Here is a 16,833-nt window from a genome sequence, read left to right on the forward strand (position 1 = left end):
TCAGCCCTCCCGCTTCTTCATGCGCGGATCGAGCAGATCGCGCGCGGTGTCGCCCAGAAGGTTGATGCACAGGATGCACAGCGACAGCAGCAGGCCCGGCCAGAAGATCAGCCCCGGCTTGAGCTGGAAGTAGCTGCGCCCCTCGGCCATGATGTTCCCCCAGGTCGGGATCTCGGTCGAGACGCCGGCGCCGAGGAACGACAGGATCGCCTCGATCAGGATCGCCGACGCGCAGATGTAGGTGCCCTGCACGATCAGCGGCGCGAGCGTGTTCGGCATCAGGTGCTGGATCAGGATCTTGGGCATCGACGAGCCCAGCGCGATGGCGGCCTCGACGTAGGGCTCTTCGCGGGCCGACAGCACCACCGAGCGCACCAGCCGCACCACGCGCGGCACCTCGGGGATGGTGATCGCGATGATGACCGACCCCAGCGACGGGCCGTTCAGCGCGACCAGCGCGATGGCCAGAAGGATCGCGGGGATCGCCATCAGGCTGTCCATGATCCGCATGATGATGCCGTCCGCGGCACGGAAGAAGCCGGCGACGAGGCCGATGATGAGGCCCACGGCGACCGACACGACGGCCGCGCCGATGCCGATCAGCAGCGACACCCGGCCGCCGGTCATCACCCGGCTGAAGATATCGCGGCCATAGGGGTCGGTGCCCAGCAGGAACTCGTCCGACGGCGGCCTCAGCCGCGCCATCGCGTTCATGGCGAGCGGATCGTAGGGCACGTAGAGAGGCGCCAGGATCGAGGCGAGCACGATCAGGACGAGGACCACCGCGGCGATCATGGGCCCTGCGCCGATCCGTGCGCCCGCGGGCAGCGAGAACAGGCCGGTGAGCACCTGGAAGGCGCTGTGGCGGGATGTGGGGATCTCGGTCATGTCAGTAACGGATCCTCGGGTCGAAGAAGGAATAGGAGATGTCGACGAGCAGGTTCACCAGCACGTAGATGCCTGCGGTCAGCAGGATCATCGCCTGGATCACCGGATAGTCGCGCGCGAGGATCGCATCGACGGTCAGGCGGCCGATGCCGGGAATGTTGAACACGCTCTCGGTGACCACCACGCCCGAGATCAGCAGCGCGAAGCCCGTGCCGATGATCGTCAGGATCGGAACCGCCGCGTTGCGCAGCGCGTGCCGGAAAAGGACGACGTTCTCGCGCACGCCTTTGGCGCGGGCAGTGCGCACGTAGTCCTCGCCCAGCACCTCCAGCATGGACGCGCGGGTCATCCGGGCGATCAGCGCGACGTAGATCGTGGCCAGCGTCAGCGATGGCAGGATCGCACGGCTGAAGAAGGCGCCGACCCCGTCCGAGGGCGAGGCATAGCCCTGCACCGGCACCCAGCGCAGCTCGATCGCGAAGATCTGGATCAGGATGTAGCCGATCACGAAGACCGGAACCGAGAAGCCCAGCACCGAGAACGACATCACCAGGAAATCGACCCAGGTGCGGTGGCGCCAAGCGGCGATCACGCCCATCGGCACGGCCAGAAGAACCGAGATGACGATGGTCATCACCGCGATGTTGATGGTGGGGCCGAGACGGTCGGCGACCATCGAGACGACATCGGTGTTCGAGATCAGCGATGTGCCGAGGTCGCCCTTCAGCATCTGGCCGAACCAGGTGAAGAACTGGATGTAGAGCGGATCGTTCAGACCGAGGCGGTCGCGGATGCGCTCGAGCTGCGCGGGCGTGGCGGCGTCGCCGGCCAGGATCGCGGCCGGGTCGCCGGGCGTCAGCCGCAGCAGGAGGAAGACGAAGATCGCGACGATCAGAAGGACCGGGATCGTGGCGAGAAGCCGCTTCAGGATGTAGCCGAACATGGGCGTGCTTCCTTGGGCATGGGATGAGTGGAGGCGTGCGGCGCGTGCGGGACAAGGGGGCGGGCGCGCGGTTCCCCGCGCGCCCGGAGACGGATCACTCCGCTTCCTTGGTCAGGTTCCAGAACACCGGGACCGGCGACTGGATCATGTTCTGCACGGCCTCGCGGCGGGCCTGCGGGATCAGGTATTCGCCCATCATGATGTAGTTCACGTTGTCCATGACGTGCTCCTGGATCCGGACGGCGATCTCCTTCTGCTCTTCCGGCGTCTCGGCGGCCACGAATTCCGAGCGCATCTGCTCGATCTCCGTGTCCTCCGGCCAGCCGAACCAGGCATCGTCGCCGCGGCCGTTGACCATCACGTTGATGAGCGGGTCGGACACCTCGGGCACCATCCAGTTGGTGAAGAAGAGGTTCCAGCCGCCTTCGCCGATCGGCGCCTGCTGGGCGCGGCGCTGCACGACCGACTGCCAGTCCATCGACTGCAGCTCGACCTCGAAGCCCCCCTCGCGGAGCGCCTGCGCGGCCACCACCGGCTGGTTCACGAGGCTGACCACGTCGGTCGGCGCCATGAGCACGATGGGCGTGCCGTCATAGCCGGCTTCCTCGAGCAGCTCCTTGGAACGCTCCGGGTCCGGACCGCCGGTCACGATGTCGGCGCCCGCCTCGTCGCCGAGGGGCGTCGCGCAGCCGAAGATCGCGCCGCAGACGTTGTAGTACTCGGGGTCACCCTGCATCGTCGCCAGCATCTCCTCCTGGCCCAGCGCGGCGAGCGCGGCCTGGCGGATCTGCTTGTTGTCGAACGGCGGGTGCAGGAAGTTCGGTCGGCCGATGGTCACGTAGCCCAGCGGGTCACGCATCTCGACGACCGCGCCCGGCGCGCTTTCGAGGATCGGCATCAGGTCGATCTGCACCTGCTCGAGGTAGTCGATCTCGCCCGCGGCCAGCGCGTTCATGGCGGTAAGGTTGTCGGGCATGGTCGTCCAGACCACGCGGTCAACGTTGACGACCTTGCCACCCGCCATCCACGAGGGCTCTTCCTCGCGCGGGACGTAATCGTCGAACTTCTCGTAGGTCACCGACACGCCGGGCTCGTACTCGTCCTCGTTGAAGACGAACGGGCCGGAGCCGACATACTCGGTGATGGTCTCGTCCGCCGAGGTCTCCGCCACGCGCGCGGGCATGATGAAGGGCGGCACGGCCGACTGCTTCGAGATCACGTCCATCAGCGGCGCGAAGGGCTCGGTCAGCGTCCAGACGACGGTGCTGTCGTCGGTGGCCTCGAGGCTCTCGGTCACGTCGAAGATCAGCTGACCGCCAGAGTCGCGCTCGCCCCAGCGCTCGAGCGAGGCGACGACATCGGCACCGGTCACCGGCGCACCGTCGTGGAACATCAGGCCGTCACGCAGGGTGAAGGTGTAGGTCAGCCCGTCCTCGGAGACTTCCCAGTCGGCCATCTGCGGCTGCGGCTCGAAGTTCTCGTCCACGGCGGTCAGCACGTCGTAGACCATGTAGCCGTGGTTGCGGGTGATGTGCGCGGTCGTGATGACCGGGTCGAGCACGCGCAGGCCCGAGTGCATCACCGCGGTCAGCGTGACCTCGTCTTCCTGCGCCGGGGCAGCGACCGGCGCGAGCATCGCGCCCGTGGCCATCAGCGCCGCGGCGAGCGTGCCCTTTCCGGGCAGGGTGTGTCGTAGGGTCTTCATGGATGTCTCCCTGTTGGATGACGTCTTCAGTGGTATTGGGACGCGGCGGCGGATGATCCGCCGCGGCCTGAGCGTGCGTCGTCGGCACGGGCATCTCCGAAGGCCGGACCGTTCGGAGACAGGCGAAGCCCCGCGCGCAGCCGGGTGAACGGCAGGTCGCCGGGGTCGTAGGGCATCGGGCCGGGGGCGATCGCGATCAGGATGTCAGACGCGATCGGCGTGAAGTCGGCCCGGAAATGGGTGGAGCTCTTCACCGCGAGGATCGAAGCATCCTCGGGGACGATGCCCACGAAACGGAACATCTCGCGGTCGGCGGTCTGGGCGATGCGGCTGGACACGGCGACGCGCACGCCGCCGATGCGCAGGCACGCCGACGGCCCGAGATCGAGCTTCGTGCCGCCGTAGAACGGCCCCGACGCGGTGAGTCGGCCGTCCGAAAGCGCCTCGACCACGGCCTCGACCTCGAACGGGCTGTCCGCGGTGAAATCGGGATGGGCGCCGAGGCGGAAGGTCGCCGTCGCGCCCTGCCCTACCTCGTGCGCCTGACGCGCCGAGGCCGGATCGACGATCAGTCCGATGGCGGCGTTCCGGGCATCCGCGGCCACCAGCGCGCGCAGAAGACCGGTGGTCGCCGAGACGCCGCCGGCGCCCGGGTTGTCCTGCGTATCGGCGAGCACGACCGGGCCGGAGGCACCCGCGGCGCGACGGGCCGCCTCGGCCACCGCGTCGGCGGCCTCGTAGGTCGCGATGTCGAACCGGCTTTCGGCGTCGGCATAGGCGCCCGCGATGCGGTCCGCGCCGGCATCCGCCGCCTCCTGCGTGTCGGCGTAGACGATGGCGGTCGGCCCGCAGTCCGGGATGTCGGCGGCGGGGAACCCCATGAAGAGCGACGCCGCCCGGACGCCTGGGACCTCGCGCTCGACATCCGCGAGCCCGGCGTAAAGGTCGCGGCCCGGCTGGGTATCGGTGCTCTGCGCCGCGATGGGCACAAGGTAATCCATGCGCCGCACCGCACAGCCGGGCCGCGCACCGGTCGCCATCAGATGCGCCAGAAGGTCGGCGGCGCGGCGCCCGGTCTCGGCCATGTCCACGTGCGGATAGGTCCGGAAGCCGAAGACCCCGTCCACGGTGCGGGCGAATCGCTCGGAGATGTTCCCGTGCAGGTCGAGCGCGGCCACCACCGGCACATCCGGCCCGACCGCCGCGCGCACGCGCTCGGCGATCTCGGCCTCGCCGTCGTCGAGATGGTCCGCGACCATGGCTCCGTGCAGGTCCAGAAGCACGCCATCGAGCGGCCCGGCCGCGCGCAGGCCCGAGACGATCTCGTCCGCGATGGCCTCGAAGGCGTCGCGCGTCACCGGCGCCGAGGGAATCGCGCCGGCCCAGAGGATCGGCACGCCGTCCCAGCCCCGCGCTTCCGCGACTGCCAGTGCGCCCGAAATGCCCAGATTCACGCCGGTGCCGCGGGCGGCGATCTCGTCGCCACGGCTGAGGGGGATGTATCCCCCGCCCGCCTCGAATGCGACCATATCTGCCGGCGCGGGCGCGAACGTGTTGGTTTCGTGCACGAAGCCGGCCAATGCGACCCGCATGATGAATTCCCTGTCGTTTTCTGTTCGTACCGTGACGGAACGTCGTTTTTGTATCGACAGCCGATATAGCTGTATTGTTGAGTGATCGTAGAAGCGCAAATCCATAAACGTCAACAGGGGGTGACCGCGATGCCGAGCATCCTGCGCGCCGAGCCGACCACGGTGACCGATTTTCAGGCAGACGAAGGCGACGGGCTTTTCGTCCGCGCCGCCGGGCGGGCCATGCAGGTCCTCGGCGCCTTTCATCAGGCGGGCGGGCCTCTCAGCCTGTCCGAGATCGCGACGCGGGCGCAGATCGACCGCTCTGCCGCCCAGCGAATCGTGCACACGCTGATGAAACTGGGCTACCTCCGGCGCGGTCCCGACGGGCGCGGATACCTTCCGGGGATTCGCCTGCTCGACCACACGCTCGACGTGTTGCGGCTCGACCCTGTGGTTCAGAAGGCGACCCCGGTGCTGCTGGAACTGCGCAAGACCGTCCGCGAGCGGGTCGATTTCAGCCTGTGGGACGAAACCCGACTGATCTACGCGCTCCGGATGCAGAGCAAGCGCGAAACCTTCTACGCGACGCTGGTGGGTCACTCGGTGCCCACCTATTGCACCGCCGGGGGCCGTGCGGCGCTGTCGGTCCTGCACGAGGACGCCGCCCGCGCCATCATCGAGCGGACGCCGCGCCACGCCTACACCCCGCGCACCGAGACCGATACCGACGCGATCCTCGCGCATGTCGCCAAGGCGCGCGCCGACGGCTTCGCGGTGGTGGTGGACGAGTTCGTGCAGGGAGAGGTGGCGGTCGCCGTGGCAGTGCACCGCGGCGACAACGTGCCGCTCGGCGCTATCCACGTGGCCGGTTCGCTGTCGGAATGGACGCCCGACGATTTCGTCAACCACGTGGGCCCCGTGGCGACCGAGGCCGCGCGGGCGATCATCGGCAGCCTCTAGGCGAGCGGCCGGGCCGGTCGGGCGCGGTCTCGTGCGCCGACCGATGAGCGTCCGTCGCCGTGCCGGGCTCTGCGGCCGCCGCCAACATGTCCCAGCGCGGGCACGGGGCCCGGCTCACCCCGAGTGTTCCCCGCTGGCCTGAAGCGCGATCTGGGTCCGGTTGCGAGCCCCGAGCTTGCGCAGGATCGATCCCACGTGGACGTTCACCGTGTGCGGCGAGATGCCGAGGTGCTGGGCGATTTCCTTGTTGGACAGGCCGATCCGAACGGCCTCCGCGATCTCGAGCTCGCGAACGGTCAGGCGGGCCTCCTTCAGGTGTTTCGCGGGGGTCGGCGCGACGGGCCGCGACGGCACCACGGACACCCTCGGTGCCACGCTGTAGCCCTCCCGCGCGAGGAGCACGGCGCAGCGGATTTCGACCTCGCCGGCCTCTGCGCGCAGCACGCTGCGACCCGGAGCCCTGACCCGCCGCCAGAGCGCATCGGCATCGCAGCCCGCGTGCGGCGCGAAGACAACCGGCACCTCCGGAGCCGCCCGCTCGAGACGCGCGATCAGGGACGGCAGCTCGTCAAGAGAGCTGAGCGCGAGGTAGACGACGGCGGAGGTCGCGAGGGCCATATCCCCGTCGGTGCCGGGATCGTCCCGATCCAGGTGTTCGATCCGGAATCCGTCCGCCTCGAACAATCGGGTCAGGGCATAGAATTCCATGGGCTCGCAGATGGCGTGCATCCGTACCATGAGACTTCACGAAAATGGCTATCAACAATGACTGGTCGGCAAGATACCTCATGTTCTACCACAGCCGCAGGGAACGGCCTACGCGCAAGTTCGGTCAGCTGAGGTCCGTGCGTCGGACCTCAGCGCCCCGCCTCGCGCCGGGCCGTCATCGCGCACCAGAGCCCCAGCACGATCAGCGCCCCTCCAAAAAACACCGCCTGCCCGGTCGCCACGCCCACCTCGCCGTAGCCCAAGGCCCACGGCGACCCGAGAAGAACGACGCCCAGCGCGATCCCGAGCCACTCGTTCCAGATCTCGAAGGCGAAAAGCGCCGAAAGCGTCACGAACAGCGCCGCGAGCCCGACAAGCCCGAAGGTCCATCGCGCGCGTTCCAGCGCATCGGGATCGCCCGCGGGGTCGAGCAGCCACAGAGCGACCATCAGCCAGAGCCCGATCAATAGGCTCAGCGCATCCTGCCAGTGCATCCGTTCCATTCCGATCCTCCAAGGTGAGTTCGTCGGGATGGTGGCAGGTTCTCCCCGCCCTGCCATTGATCGGGATCAATCCGCCAAGGTCCGCGCCGCTCTTGCGCGATATCAATGCGCTGGCCGTGCGCGCGTGGTCGACTCTCTCCCATGGACTTCGGTGGGGAACGACCAGGACGCCGGCATTGCACTGAACCCCAGAGCCAGTGCGATGCCGGCAGCCGAAGACCGCTGCGGCCGGCCCGACTGTTCGGTCGAGCCGGGAAGCGCCCGGGGCGGAGACGGACCGCTCCGGGGACCGGAGCGCGGCCGCCGGCGGAGGACGGCGCGCCGCGACTTCGCGCGACAGTCGATGCGACGGCGTCACGTCGCGCGCGGGGATCGCTTGAGGGGAACACGATGACCTGTTCGGCACTGACCAAAGCTGATGCGGAGTGCGGCACCTGCCGCGTCTGCGCCGAAGCCGGGTGCCCGTGGGAGAGCGACGCGCTGCCGCCGGCAGCCGCCGCTCACCGCATCCGGCGCCTGCACCGCGACGAGAGACTGCTCGGCGAGGGCGACGGCGCGGGCTTCGCCTGCGTCGTGCTCGAAGGATACCTGCGCAAGGAGAAGGTCCTGCCCGACGGCCGCCGGACTCTCCTCGGCGTGGCGGGGCCCGGCGACCTCGTGACCCGGATGCCCGGCACAGGGGCCCCCTTCGCGGTGGAGGCGGCAACACCCGTGCGACTGTGCAACATCGACGGACGCGCGACCGCGGCGCTCGTGGCGCGGGACGGCCCGTTCCGGCGGCGCCTGACCTCCGCCCTCGTCCGGGAATGCGCGGAGGCCCGCAACATGATCTGGAGGCGGGGCGCGCAGACAAGCTCGGAGCGGGTGATCTCGGCGCTGGCGGCGATCTGCGACGTCGAAGCCAACGGCGGCGGCACGCCGGTTCTGCGCTTGAGGGTCCCGCGCCTGGACTGGGCCGCGCTCGCCGGCACGTCGGTCGAGACCATCAGCCGGACGCTGTCGCGGCTCTCGCGAGACGGCATCCTCGTGCCTGTCGGGCCCGACCGATTCAAGGTCCTCGACCTCGGGCAGCTCGAAGCCTTCGCCGGCTTCGACTCCGAGGCGACTTCGCCATTCGACCGCGATGCGACGAGCGGGCGTCCCGCCCAGCCCCCTCGGCGGGTCTACCCGTCGCGGGTGGCGCCAGGTGCGCCCTCGGCCTGACGCGCAAGCGCCTCGCCGCAAACGGTTATTCCGAGCGTCGGCGAAAATCTCTCGGCAGCGCCGCATGCGGCACTACCCTGACGGCCACACCGGCCCACCGCCGGCACCGAGCCCGACGGAGCATGACCCAGACACCTCCCCTTCCCGCCCCCCGCCAGCACGCCTTTTTTCTCGATTTCGACGGCACGCTCGCGCCGATTGTCGATGATCCCGGCGGCGTGCACATGCCCGACGACACCCGCGACGCGATCCGCGCGCTTCAGGCCCGCACGGACCGCGCGGTCGCCGTGGTGACCGGGCGCGCGCTGGTCGATCTCGTGCCCCACCTGCGCGGGCTGGAGTTGCCGCTCTCGGGCTCGCACGGGCACGAGGTCTGGCATCCCGGCGATCCGCCAGTGGCGCGCAGCGGCATGGCGCCCGCCCTCGAACCCGCCGAGGCGCGGCTGAGGGCGCTTGCCGCGCGGCATAACCTCGTGCTCGAGCGCAAGCCCGGCGCGCTGACCGTCCACTTTCGCGGGATGCCCCATCTCGAGGACATCGTGCGTGACGCGGTCGGACAGGAAGCCGAACGCGGTGACGATCTCAAGGCGCTCCACGGCAACATGGTGGCAGAGGTGGTCTTGGCGGCCGCCGGCAAGGGTGCCGCGATCCGGGGCTTCCTCGACGCCGCGCCCTTCTCCGGGCGCCGCCCGGTGATGATCGGCGACGACGTCACCGACGAGGACGGCTTCGCCGCGGCGCAGGAGCGTGGCGGGTTCGGCATCAAGATCGGCGCGGGCGACACGTGCGCGCACTACAGGCTGGCTTCGGTCGCCGCACTGGCCGAGTGGCTGGACGCGGTGGCCGGGTCGGACCTCACCGCCCCGCCTGAGTGATTTCCAGATAGGTCGGGTCGAACGCGCCCAGCGTCTCCAGCCCGTCGAGATCGTGCACCGTCACCTTGCCGCGGGTCCAGTCGATCAGGCCGCGCGCCCGCAGTTCCTGAACGGCGCGGTTGGCATGGGCCTTGGACAGACCGAACAGCCGCTCGAGGTCCTTCTGCTCGAGCGGCATGGCGAAACTGCCACCGTTCACCAGGCCGATCGTGTCGTAGCGCGCGTAGAGTTCGCAGAGGAAATGCGCGATCCGCTCGTTCGCCCGCAGCGTCGCGCCGGCGGCGAGCCAGGCGCGGTGGATCTTGGCGTCAATCAGGGTGAGCATCCACAGCAGCCGCGTCAGGTGCGGGAAGTCGCGGGTGATCTGGCGCAGCTGCTCCATGTTCACGAGCTGCACCTTGCATTCGCCCTGTGCCACGACCGAGTGGTCGAGATATTCCAGCACCAACGCGTGCAGGTCGACGAAATCGCCGGGAATGTGCACTGCCGACACCACCCCGCGCTCCGACCGCGTCGGCTGGACCCGCAGCGCCATGCCGCCCACCACGAGGCAGCTTTCGTCCGGCGTGGGTCCGGCGGGAATGATGGTCTCGCCATGCGCGTAGGTGCGGGTCTCGACCGACAGACGGCCCAGCGCCGCCACCTCCTCGGCATCCAGCGTATCGCGCCGGCCGAGTACGAGGGAAAGCAGTTCGGATGTCTTCGTGTTCATGGATCTTCGGTTCTGGAGGGACCTGCAGGGCGCCGGGAATGACGCACCGCCTTGCATGGGCGGGAACGCGCCGCACCACCGGCACGTTCCCGGTTGCTCTTTCGCAATCCCCCGCCCGTGACGGGAACTCCGCATTCTGGATTCAGGTTTTGCGTGTGACGGTGCGTCGGGGCCGAGACCCGGCTCCGCGCACCGCCGGACCCGTCACGAAAGGCCAATCCACATGTCCGGAAATCTCGTCGTCGTCTCCAACCGCATTCCGACCGGCGCGCCGTCGTCCGGCGGTCTCGTCGTCGCGCTGCACGATGCGCTGACACGCAGCGGCGGGGTCTGGGTCGGCGCGCACCCCGACCAGGACGCAGGTGATCCCGAGAGCCTGACCGAGATCGCTTCTGGCGACTACGATCGGCTGGCCTTCCATCTCTCCGAGGACGATTACGAAAACTATTACCTGGGCTTCGCCAACTCGGTGCTCTGGCCGCTCTGTCACGGGCGGGTCGATCTCGTGGAGATCTCGCGCGCCTACGAGGCCGCCTACCTCGGCGTGAACGCGCGCGTCGCGCGGCTTCTCGCTCCACGGACCGGACCCGACGACATGGTCTGGATCCACGACTACCACTTCCTGCCGCTGGCGGCCGAACTGCGCCGGCTGGGTGTGACCGCGCGGATCGGTTTCTTCCTGCACATCCCGTTTCCACCGCTTTCGGCGCTGTCGACGTTGCCGACGCCGGGGGACTTCGCGGCGTGGCTTTCGGCCTTCGACCTCGTCGGCCTGCAAACGCGCCGCGACACCGCGGCCTGCCTCGAGATGTTCCGCGCCGATCCGCGAGCGGAGTTCATGACCGACGGCACCGTGAAGTTCCACGACCGCACGGTAAGCGTGCGGTCCTTCCCCATCGGCATCGACGCGGACAGCTTCGCCGACGCGGCGCGTGCGCCGGGTCCGGAGGCCGAGCTGGGCGTGGATACCGGCGCAGACCTCGTGATCGGAGTCGACCGGCTGGACTATTCCAAGGGCCTGCCGAACCGCTTCCGCGCCTTCGGCGCGTTCCTTGACGGCCGCGCGGGCAGCGACGCCCCGCGCGCGAGCCTGTTGCAGATCGCCCCGCCCACGCGCGAGCGCGTCGCTGCCTACCGTGCCATCCGCACCGAGCTGGAAGAGATATCCGGACGCCTGAACGGCGCGCATTCCGAACTCGACTGGACACCGATCCGCTACATCCATCGCGGCGTTGAGCGGAGCACGCTGGCTCGGCTCTATCGTGGTGCCCGGGCCTGCCTCGTGACCTCGCTGGCGGACGGGATGAACCTCGTCGCCAAGGAATACGTCGCCGCGCAGGACCCGGAGGATCCCGGGGTCCTGATCCTGTCGCGGTTCGCCGGCGCGGCCGAGGACATGACCGAGGCGCTTCTGGTGAACCCCTACGACATCGACGAGATGGCCGCGGCGATCGAAACCGCGCTTACGATGCCCATCGAGGAACGCCGGCGCCGCCACGCGCACAGCCTGCGCGTGGTGCGCGACACCAACGTGACACGGTGGGCGCAGAGCGTTCTTGCCTGCCTCGCCACCTGTCCGCCGACGCTGTCGCTGCGCGCCACGCCGAAATCGGAGACCCTGACGCTTGCCGACTGACGTGACCATGCTGCGGGAGGAGGACCCAATGCCCGACACACTGAAAGACATCCCTTCGAGGCCCGGCGACGGGATCGCGTCCCTGATCGACGCACCCGTCGTCATCCTCCTACCGTGCTCCGACGCACTGTCGCCGGAGTGTCGCGCGCTTCTCCGGCGCGCCTTCGCCGGGCCCGGCGCGCACGTGATCTGCATGCGCGAAGCCGGCAATGTCAGCAGTTTCGGCGCGCCGTGCCTGCGCGCAGGTGCCACGGAAATGGCCTTCGCAGAACTCGGCGGACGCCCCGGAGAGATCACCGCTCTGCGCCGCCCGACCGGCTGGGCCGGACAGGCCAACACGTTCACAATGCTCGCGCGCCAGGTCGGGGCCGTCGCCCAGGCGATCGGCGCCTATCGCCTGATCCTGATGCCGGGGAGCGATGCGGACGTCGAGCATCAAGCCACCGGCCAGATCGCCGATATGGCTGCCGCGATGTTCGACCTGCAGGTGTCCCACGTGCCGGACGCGATCACCGCGCCCGCCGGAGGAACGGCGGCGCATGGCGGGTCCGGAATCGTCTTTGCAGGCGCCTAGCCCCGCGGGTCGGTTGCGAGGAACGGGGGTCTCGCACGTGACCCGTAGAGGCGCGGCGTAACGCAGTTTCTCTGGGGTGCGGAAGGGTCGTCGCTGACGTGCAGCGACGCCCCACCAGGACGCTGAAACGCAGTTCAAGGTCAGCCCCGGCTACCCGCCCTGCGGTCTTTCCGTCGATTTCGACGCTGGTGAGGCCGACAAGCACGGCCGAACACGCAAAACAGGCTTTGCCGCACCGTGCGATCAGCGCGAGCGGGGCCAAGCTGCGCGGACGGCGTTGCACCCGGCTACACGCACGCGAGGGAAGGCTGCCCAATGGCGGCGACGAGCCGCTCGATACGCCCGTTCATCATCGCAAGAGGCCCGACGCGAAGCATCCGTGACGGTCCGCGCGGGACATGCCGCAAGCCTAGGCCGCAAACAACTGCCCGAACGCGACCCAATCGACCCGCCCGCGCTCCGCGCTGTCGAGCCAGTCGCGCGCCGCGTCGCGGTTCCGCTCGGGAACGTAGCGCAGAAGGTCGGCGTACGCGGGTTGGCCGCTTTCTGTCGGAACCGACGTTGCAGCCGTGTCCGCAAACCTCACCGTCCGCGTTTCCTCCGAGAACTCGTCCAGCCGCTGGCGCATTTCGCCATCCTTCCAGAGGAGACGCATCTCGCGCTGGCCGGTGGCGTAGACCGCGGTGAAAAGCGTGCCGAAGCCCGCCGCGTAGTTGGTCTGGTGCAGCGGCGGTTCGAGGAAAGCCCGGACCGTCGTTTCGACCGGATCGGACCCGGCCAGAAGGCGCGACAGGCACCCGCGCCGCTCTACCGTGCGGGTGAACGCCGCCTTGTCCGGTAGCGGCGCGGAAAGTTGGTGATTGGTCGCAATCGCCGGACTGCGCGCGGTGCAGCCGCCGCCCGCATGCATCTCCACCGAGGCGGTATCGCCCCCCGCATCGGCCAGCACGAGGTTGTAGTCCATGTGCGAGGGCACGCGCTCCAGCACCGCACGCGCCTCGGTCACGGTCCGGCAGGTTTCGAGGACGTAGCGCAGGATCGTGCAGATCCCGAAGCCTTCGCCGGTCTCGTGCGTCCCGCCGAAGGCCAGCGCCACGGACAGGCCGTGCGCGTTGATCCCGTCGGACAGGCCCCAGAGAAACTCCGTCATGCCCATCACGGGCGTGCCCGTCCACTCTGTCCGCAGGAGCAGCCCCTCGTTGAGATCAGGCGACAGATCATAGTTCCGCACGAGGTGCCCTGCCCCGTCCCGCGCGAAGGCCGCCACCGAGCAGCCGCCGAGATAGGACGGCGGGCACCAGGTGGACAGGAACCGCGCGGCGAGGTCGTCTCCGCCGGCAAGCATGGTCAAACGGCGATGCACGGGCACCAGTTCGGGCATGTATTGCGCCAGCGCGGCCTCGCAGGTCGCGCGGTCGGGCCCGTGGTGGCCGCCGCGCGCTTCGAACCAGGCGCGGTAGGCAGGCCAGGACAGCTCCCACCGTTGGCGCCATTTCGGACCGGGCCGCGTCTCGGCCACGGCATCGAAGGTCATTTCCGCGCTCATGCCTGCCCCCGTTCGGCGAAGAAGCGCAGCATCTCGGTCGAGGCATCGGGGCCCTTGGGGTCCGCATAGGAGCCGGCCGGGTCGCCGCCGAACCAGGCGTGACCCGCCCCCTCCACGCGCCAGAGCTCGGAGCCGTCGTCGGTGACCAGACGCGTCCAGGTCCGGCCGTTGCCGCTTTCGGTCCGCTCGATGCCATGGCCGCCGACGATGGCGGAGCCGTTGGCCGGCGCCACGGTGCGGTCGGCGCTGCCGTGGAACACGATCACCGGCCCCGTGGCCGCGCGCCCGGACGTGCCCTCGCCGCGCATGGCCGCGAAGGCCGAGACCACGTCCCGCGCCGCCCCCGCAGGCAGGCCGGAATGCACGCCCGTGGCACGGAATACGTCCGGATGGCTTTCGCCGAGGATCGCCGCCATCGCCCCGCCCGCGGAAAGGCCGGCAGCGAAGACGCGTCCCTCGCAGGAAAATTCCTCCGCCAGCGCATGACCGAGATCGGCCAGCAGCGCCGCCTCGCCGCCGGTGCGGGCCTGATCCTCGGGGCGGAACCAGTTCCAGCAGGACTGCGCGTTGTGACGCCCGGTCTGCTCGGGATAGGCCACGACGAAGCCCGCCGCCTCGGCCGCGACATCCATCCGGGTCCCCACGGCGAAGTCCTCCGCCCCTTGCGTGCAGCCGTGCAGCATGAGGACGACGCCCTGCAGCGGCGTCTGCCGCTCCGAGGGCACGAAAAGGCGGTAGGACCGGCTGCCCGCGGCGCCGCTGTGCCGGCGCGTCTCCACGGTCGCGCCCTCGGGGACCAGTGCGCGGGCCGCGGTCGTTCCGGGCATCCCGGCCTGACGGCCGAGCCCGAGGCCGCCTTCGAGTCCCGGCAGCGAGGACAGGTCCAGCCCGCCGCCGAGGCCGAGGCCCGACATCGGTCCGGTGGCACCGCGATGTGCGGTCTTCTCGGCCGCCTCGGCGCAGGGTCCGCAGCATGGCGCGGCGTCGGGAGCCTGTCCCGACAGCGCCGCCTGGAGGACGCTGGTCGCACCATGCGGGTCACCGGCGCGCGTCTGCTCGAGCGCCCGGCGCATGGCCGTCGCGAAATGGTCGTTCATGGTAGTGTCCTTCCGAAAGGCGCGTGGCCCGTCAGGTGATGCGGTCCGCGAGGGCCGCCTTGAGGTCCTTGGAGGCTTGCAGCGAGCCCAGCACGCTGATCGACCCGATGGTCTCGAGCGCCAGTTCGACGGACACGTCGTCGGCGATCCGGGCCAGCCCGAGAACGCGCAGGTGCAATTCCTCACCCCGCTGCCGCATGGCTTCGAGATCGGCACGGGTCACGTCGAACAAGCCCATTTCGAACTGGTGCCGCTCCACCGACTGATCGACGGCGCGGGCGTCCGTGGACAGCTGGTTGCGGATCGCCGTGCGGATGAAATCGGTGCGGTTGGTATAGAACCCCTCGCGCACCAGGAGATCGATCCGCCCGAGGTCGACATGCCCGATATTGAGCGTGATCTTCTCGGTATCGGCATGACGGTCCGGCAGTCGGTGAATCTTTGGCATCGGGGATTCTCCATCCAAGTGGAATACAAATGGAGGACGGAACGCCTCGACGCAAGGTGTCCCCGACCCGGGTGCGATAAATCAACCGCCCCGGAGGCAGCGCCTCCGGACAGGTCGCGGACGCCACCGGCGCAAGCGATGCGCGCTCGCGACCGGCGTGATGCCAGGGCAAAGGCTCGACAAACCACCCTGCCCGGCCGGTCGACGATCCCGTCGCTCCGCCGTGGGCCGGCTTCAAGCGCATCGACACCGGGCCGGAATGACCCGTCCCGGCACGCCGTAGGCGCATCAGCCAGTCCCGTTGCCGGGACCCTCGGCGGCGGAGAGGATGGCCGCAAGCTCCCGCGCCTCGAACAGGACAGGACTGGCCTTCATCGACGAGGCATCCTGCGCGGCACCGGCGATCCGGTCGCGAGTGGCCTTGTCGAGCACCGGCAGCTCGCCGAGACCGTGACGCGACATCCATTCGGTCAGACCGTCGAGTCCTCCCGGCACAATGGCATCGATCTCGCCGCACACCTCGCTTAGCCGCAGACGCGTGGTTTCGGTTTCTGCGCTCCGATCCAGCGCGGAGAGGACATGAGGTAGAAGGCGCGCGCAGATCACGCCATGCGGCGCTCCGGTCTCGCCGCCGAGAACGCCCGCGAGACCATGCACCGCGCCCAAACCGGCATTGGCGAGGGCGATACCGCTGACATGGGCGACCCACGCCAGGTCGTCCCGCGCGGCCTTTTCCTCGCCGCCTTCCATGAGCTTCACCAACGCGCGGAGGCCCATGCCGATCGCCGGACGGGCCAGCGCGTCGGTGAAAGGATTGGCGCGGCGGGACAGGTAAGGCTCGATCACCTGGGTCACCGCGTCGAACCCGCTGGCGAGAGTCTGCGGCGCGGGCGTGCCGTCCATCAGGGCCGGGTCGATGATAGCGATGTCGGGCACCATGCGGGCGTCGCGCAGGCTGACCTTGCGAGCATGGTCTGGCACCCCGATGACCGCATTGCGGGTCGCCTCGGACCCGGTGCCCGCCGTGGTCGGAACCGCGGCGCAAGGCAAAGGCGGCGCGGTCAGGGGCAGCCCCGCGCCCACCACCTCGAGATGGTCGAGCGGAGAACCCGCGGTTGAGGGCAACAGGGCGGCCAGCGCCTTGCCCATGTCGAGGACCGCGCCGCCGCCGACAGCGACCACCGCGTCGGGCGCGCTCTCTCGCGCGTGGGACAGCGCATCGAGAAGCATCGGCAGGGTCCGCTCACGCGCGCAGGACATCGCCGTGACCTCGCACCCGGCCGCCACCAGGGCCGCCCGAAGCGGCTCGGCGCGCTTCGCAGATCGGCCGTGCACGAGAACCAGCCGTCGCCCCAAGGTCGCGATCTCGGGCGCGGCATCGAGCAACGCCCCGCGTCCGAAGCGAATCCGCGCGGGAAGAGTCAGGGCGAATGTCATGTTCGGGGTCATCATGGCTCCGGT

Annotated in this window: 16 protein-coding genes; 5 read left to right on the forward strand and 11 right to left on the reverse strand. The window is 69.4% G+C overall.

Translation table 11 applies throughout. The features are described from left to right. From BMX29_RS09830 to BMX29_RS09845, 4 genes are all read right to left on the reverse strand, one after another. Entirely contained in the window at positions 1 to 888 is an 888-nt protein-coding gene (locus BMX29_RS09830) for an ABC transporter permease (RefSeq protein WP_092812309.1), read from the reverse strand. Between the two features lies 1 nt (position 889). After that, positions 890 to 1,831 carry an ABC transporter permease gene (locus tag BMX29_RS09835; RefSeq protein WP_092812311.1) on the reverse strand — a complete coding sequence of 314 codons (942 nt, stop codon included), beginning with the start codon at positions 1,829 to 1,831 and terminating at the stop codon, positions 890 to 892. 94 nt (positions 1,832 to 1,925) lie between these two features. After that, the gene (locus BMX29_RS09840) at positions 1,926 to 3,536 is read right to left on the reverse strand and encodes an ABC transporter substrate-binding protein (RefSeq protein ID WP_092812313.1); all 1,611 of its coding nucleotides are present in this window, start codon (positions 3,534 to 3,536) and stop codon (positions 1,926 to 1,928) included. A 26-nt stretch (positions 3,537 to 3,562) separates the two neighbouring features. Then, entirely contained in the window at positions 3,563 to 5,128 is a 1,566-nt protein-coding gene (locus BMX29_RS09845; RefSeq protein ID WP_092812315.1) for a M81 family metallopeptidase, read from the reverse strand. Positions 5,129 to 5,257: 129 nt separating this feature from the next. On the opposite strand from BMX29_RS09845, the gene BMX29_RS09850 reads away from it, so the two are divergent. Next, on the forward strand, positions 5,258 to 6,070 hold the full coding sequence (locus BMX29_RS09850) for an IclR family transcriptional regulator (protein WP_092812317.1): 813 nt from the start codon (positions 5,258 to 5,260) through the stop codon (positions 6,068 to 6,070). 114 nt (positions 6,071 to 6,184) lie between these two features. Here the strand turns inward: BMX29_RS09850 and BMX29_RS09855 are convergent, their stop codons facing one another. Further along, a complete protein-coding gene (locus tag BMX29_RS09855) occupies positions 6,185 to 6,808 on the reverse strand; it encodes a LuxR family transcriptional regulator (RefSeq protein ID WP_081749748.1) in 624 nt (207 codons plus the stop codon). Between the two features lie 119 nt (positions 6,809 to 6,927). Continuing rightward, on the reverse strand, positions 6,928 to 7,281 hold the full coding sequence (locus tag BMX29_RS09860) for an SPW repeat domain-containing protein (RefSeq protein ID WP_043844690.1): 354 nt from the start codon (positions 7,279 to 7,281) through the stop codon (positions 6,928 to 6,930). Positions 7,282 to 7,671: 390 nt separating this feature from the next. Here BMX29_RS09860 and BMX29_RS09865 point away from each other — a divergent pair, with 390 nt between their 5' ends. After that, a complete protein-coding gene (locus tag BMX29_RS09865) occupies positions 7,672 to 8,484 on the forward strand; it encodes a Crp/Fnr family transcriptional regulator (RefSeq protein ID WP_175471171.1) in 813 nt (270 codons plus the stop codon). A 122-nt stretch (positions 8,485 to 8,606) separates the two neighbouring features. Continuing rightward, positions 8,607 to 9,359, forward strand: a complete 753-nt coding sequence (otsB, locus tag BMX29_RS09870) for a trehalose-phosphatase (RefSeq protein WP_092812321.1) — start codon at positions 8,607 to 8,609, stop codon at positions 9,357 to 9,359. On the opposite strand, the gene BMX29_RS09875 is transcribed toward otsB, so the two are convergent. Beyond that, positions 9,340 to 10,071 (reverse strand): Crp/Fnr family transcriptional regulator, encoded by a 732-nt coding sequence (locus BMX29_RS09875; protein ID WP_175471172.1) that lies wholly within the window; start codon positions 10,069 to 10,071, stop codon positions 9,340 to 9,342. The genes otsB and BMX29_RS09875 overlap by 20 nt on opposite strands. Positions 10,072 to 10,294: 223 nt before the next feature. Between BMX29_RS09875 and BMX29_RS09880 the strand changes: the two genes are divergently transcribed. Together BMX29_RS09880 and BMX29_RS09885 are read left to right on the forward strand one after the other, a co-directional pair. Then, positions 10,295 to 11,707: an alpha,alpha-trehalose-phosphate synthase (UDP-forming) gene (locus BMX29_RS09880; RefSeq protein WP_092812325.1), complete on the forward strand. Its 1,413-nt coding sequence runs from the start codon at positions 10,295 to 10,297 to the stop codon at positions 11,705 to 11,707. Between the two features lie 28 nt (positions 11,708 to 11,735). Beyond that, positions 11,736 to 12,281: a hypothetical protein gene (locus BMX29_RS09885; protein WP_092812327.1), complete on the forward strand. Its 546-nt coding sequence runs from the start codon at positions 11,736 to 11,738 to the stop codon at positions 12,279 to 12,281. Between the two features lie 409 nt (positions 12,282 to 12,690). Here the strand turns inward: BMX29_RS09885 and BMX29_RS09890 are convergent, their stop codons facing one another. The 4 genes from BMX29_RS09890 to BMX29_RS09905 all read right to left on the reverse strand — a co-directional run bounded on the left by BMX29_RS09890 (position 12,691) and on the right by BMX29_RS09905 (position 16,821). Further along, on the reverse strand, positions 12,691 to 13,827 hold the full coding sequence (locus BMX29_RS09890) for a C45 family autoproteolytic acyltransferase/hydrolase (RefSeq protein ID WP_092812329.1): 1,137 nt from the start codon (positions 13,825 to 13,827) through the stop codon (positions 12,691 to 12,693). Then, positions 13,824 to 14,924 carry an extracellular catalytic domain type 1 short-chain-length polyhydroxyalkanoate depolymerase gene (locus BMX29_RS09895; protein WP_092812331.1) on the reverse strand — a complete coding sequence of 367 codons (1,101 nt, stop codon included), beginning with the start codon at positions 14,922 to 14,924 and terminating at the stop codon, positions 13,824 to 13,826. Before BMX29_RS09895 ends, BMX29_RS09890 begins: the two co-directional genes overlap by 4 nt. Before the next feature lie 31 nt (positions 14,925 to 14,955). Further along, positions 14,956 to 15,372, reverse strand: coding sequence for a hypothetical protein (locus tag BMX29_RS09900; RefSeq protein ID WP_043844694.1), 417 nt, complete (start codon positions 15,370 to 15,372; stop codon positions 14,956 to 14,958). Positions 15,373 to 15,660: 288 nt separating this feature from the next. Next, positions 15,661 to 16,821: an iron-containing alcohol dehydrogenase gene (locus tag BMX29_RS09905; protein ID WP_092812373.1), complete on the reverse strand. Its 1,161-nt coding sequence runs from the start codon at positions 16,819 to 16,821 to the stop codon at positions 15,661 to 15,663. Between the last annotated feature and the right edge of the window lie 12 nt (positions 16,822 to 16,833).

Source organism: Roseivivax marinus, from assembly GCF_900109705.1.
Classification (GTDB): Bacteria; Pseudomonadota; Alphaproteobacteria; order Rhodobacterales; family Rhodobacteraceae; genus Roseivivax; species Roseivivax marinus.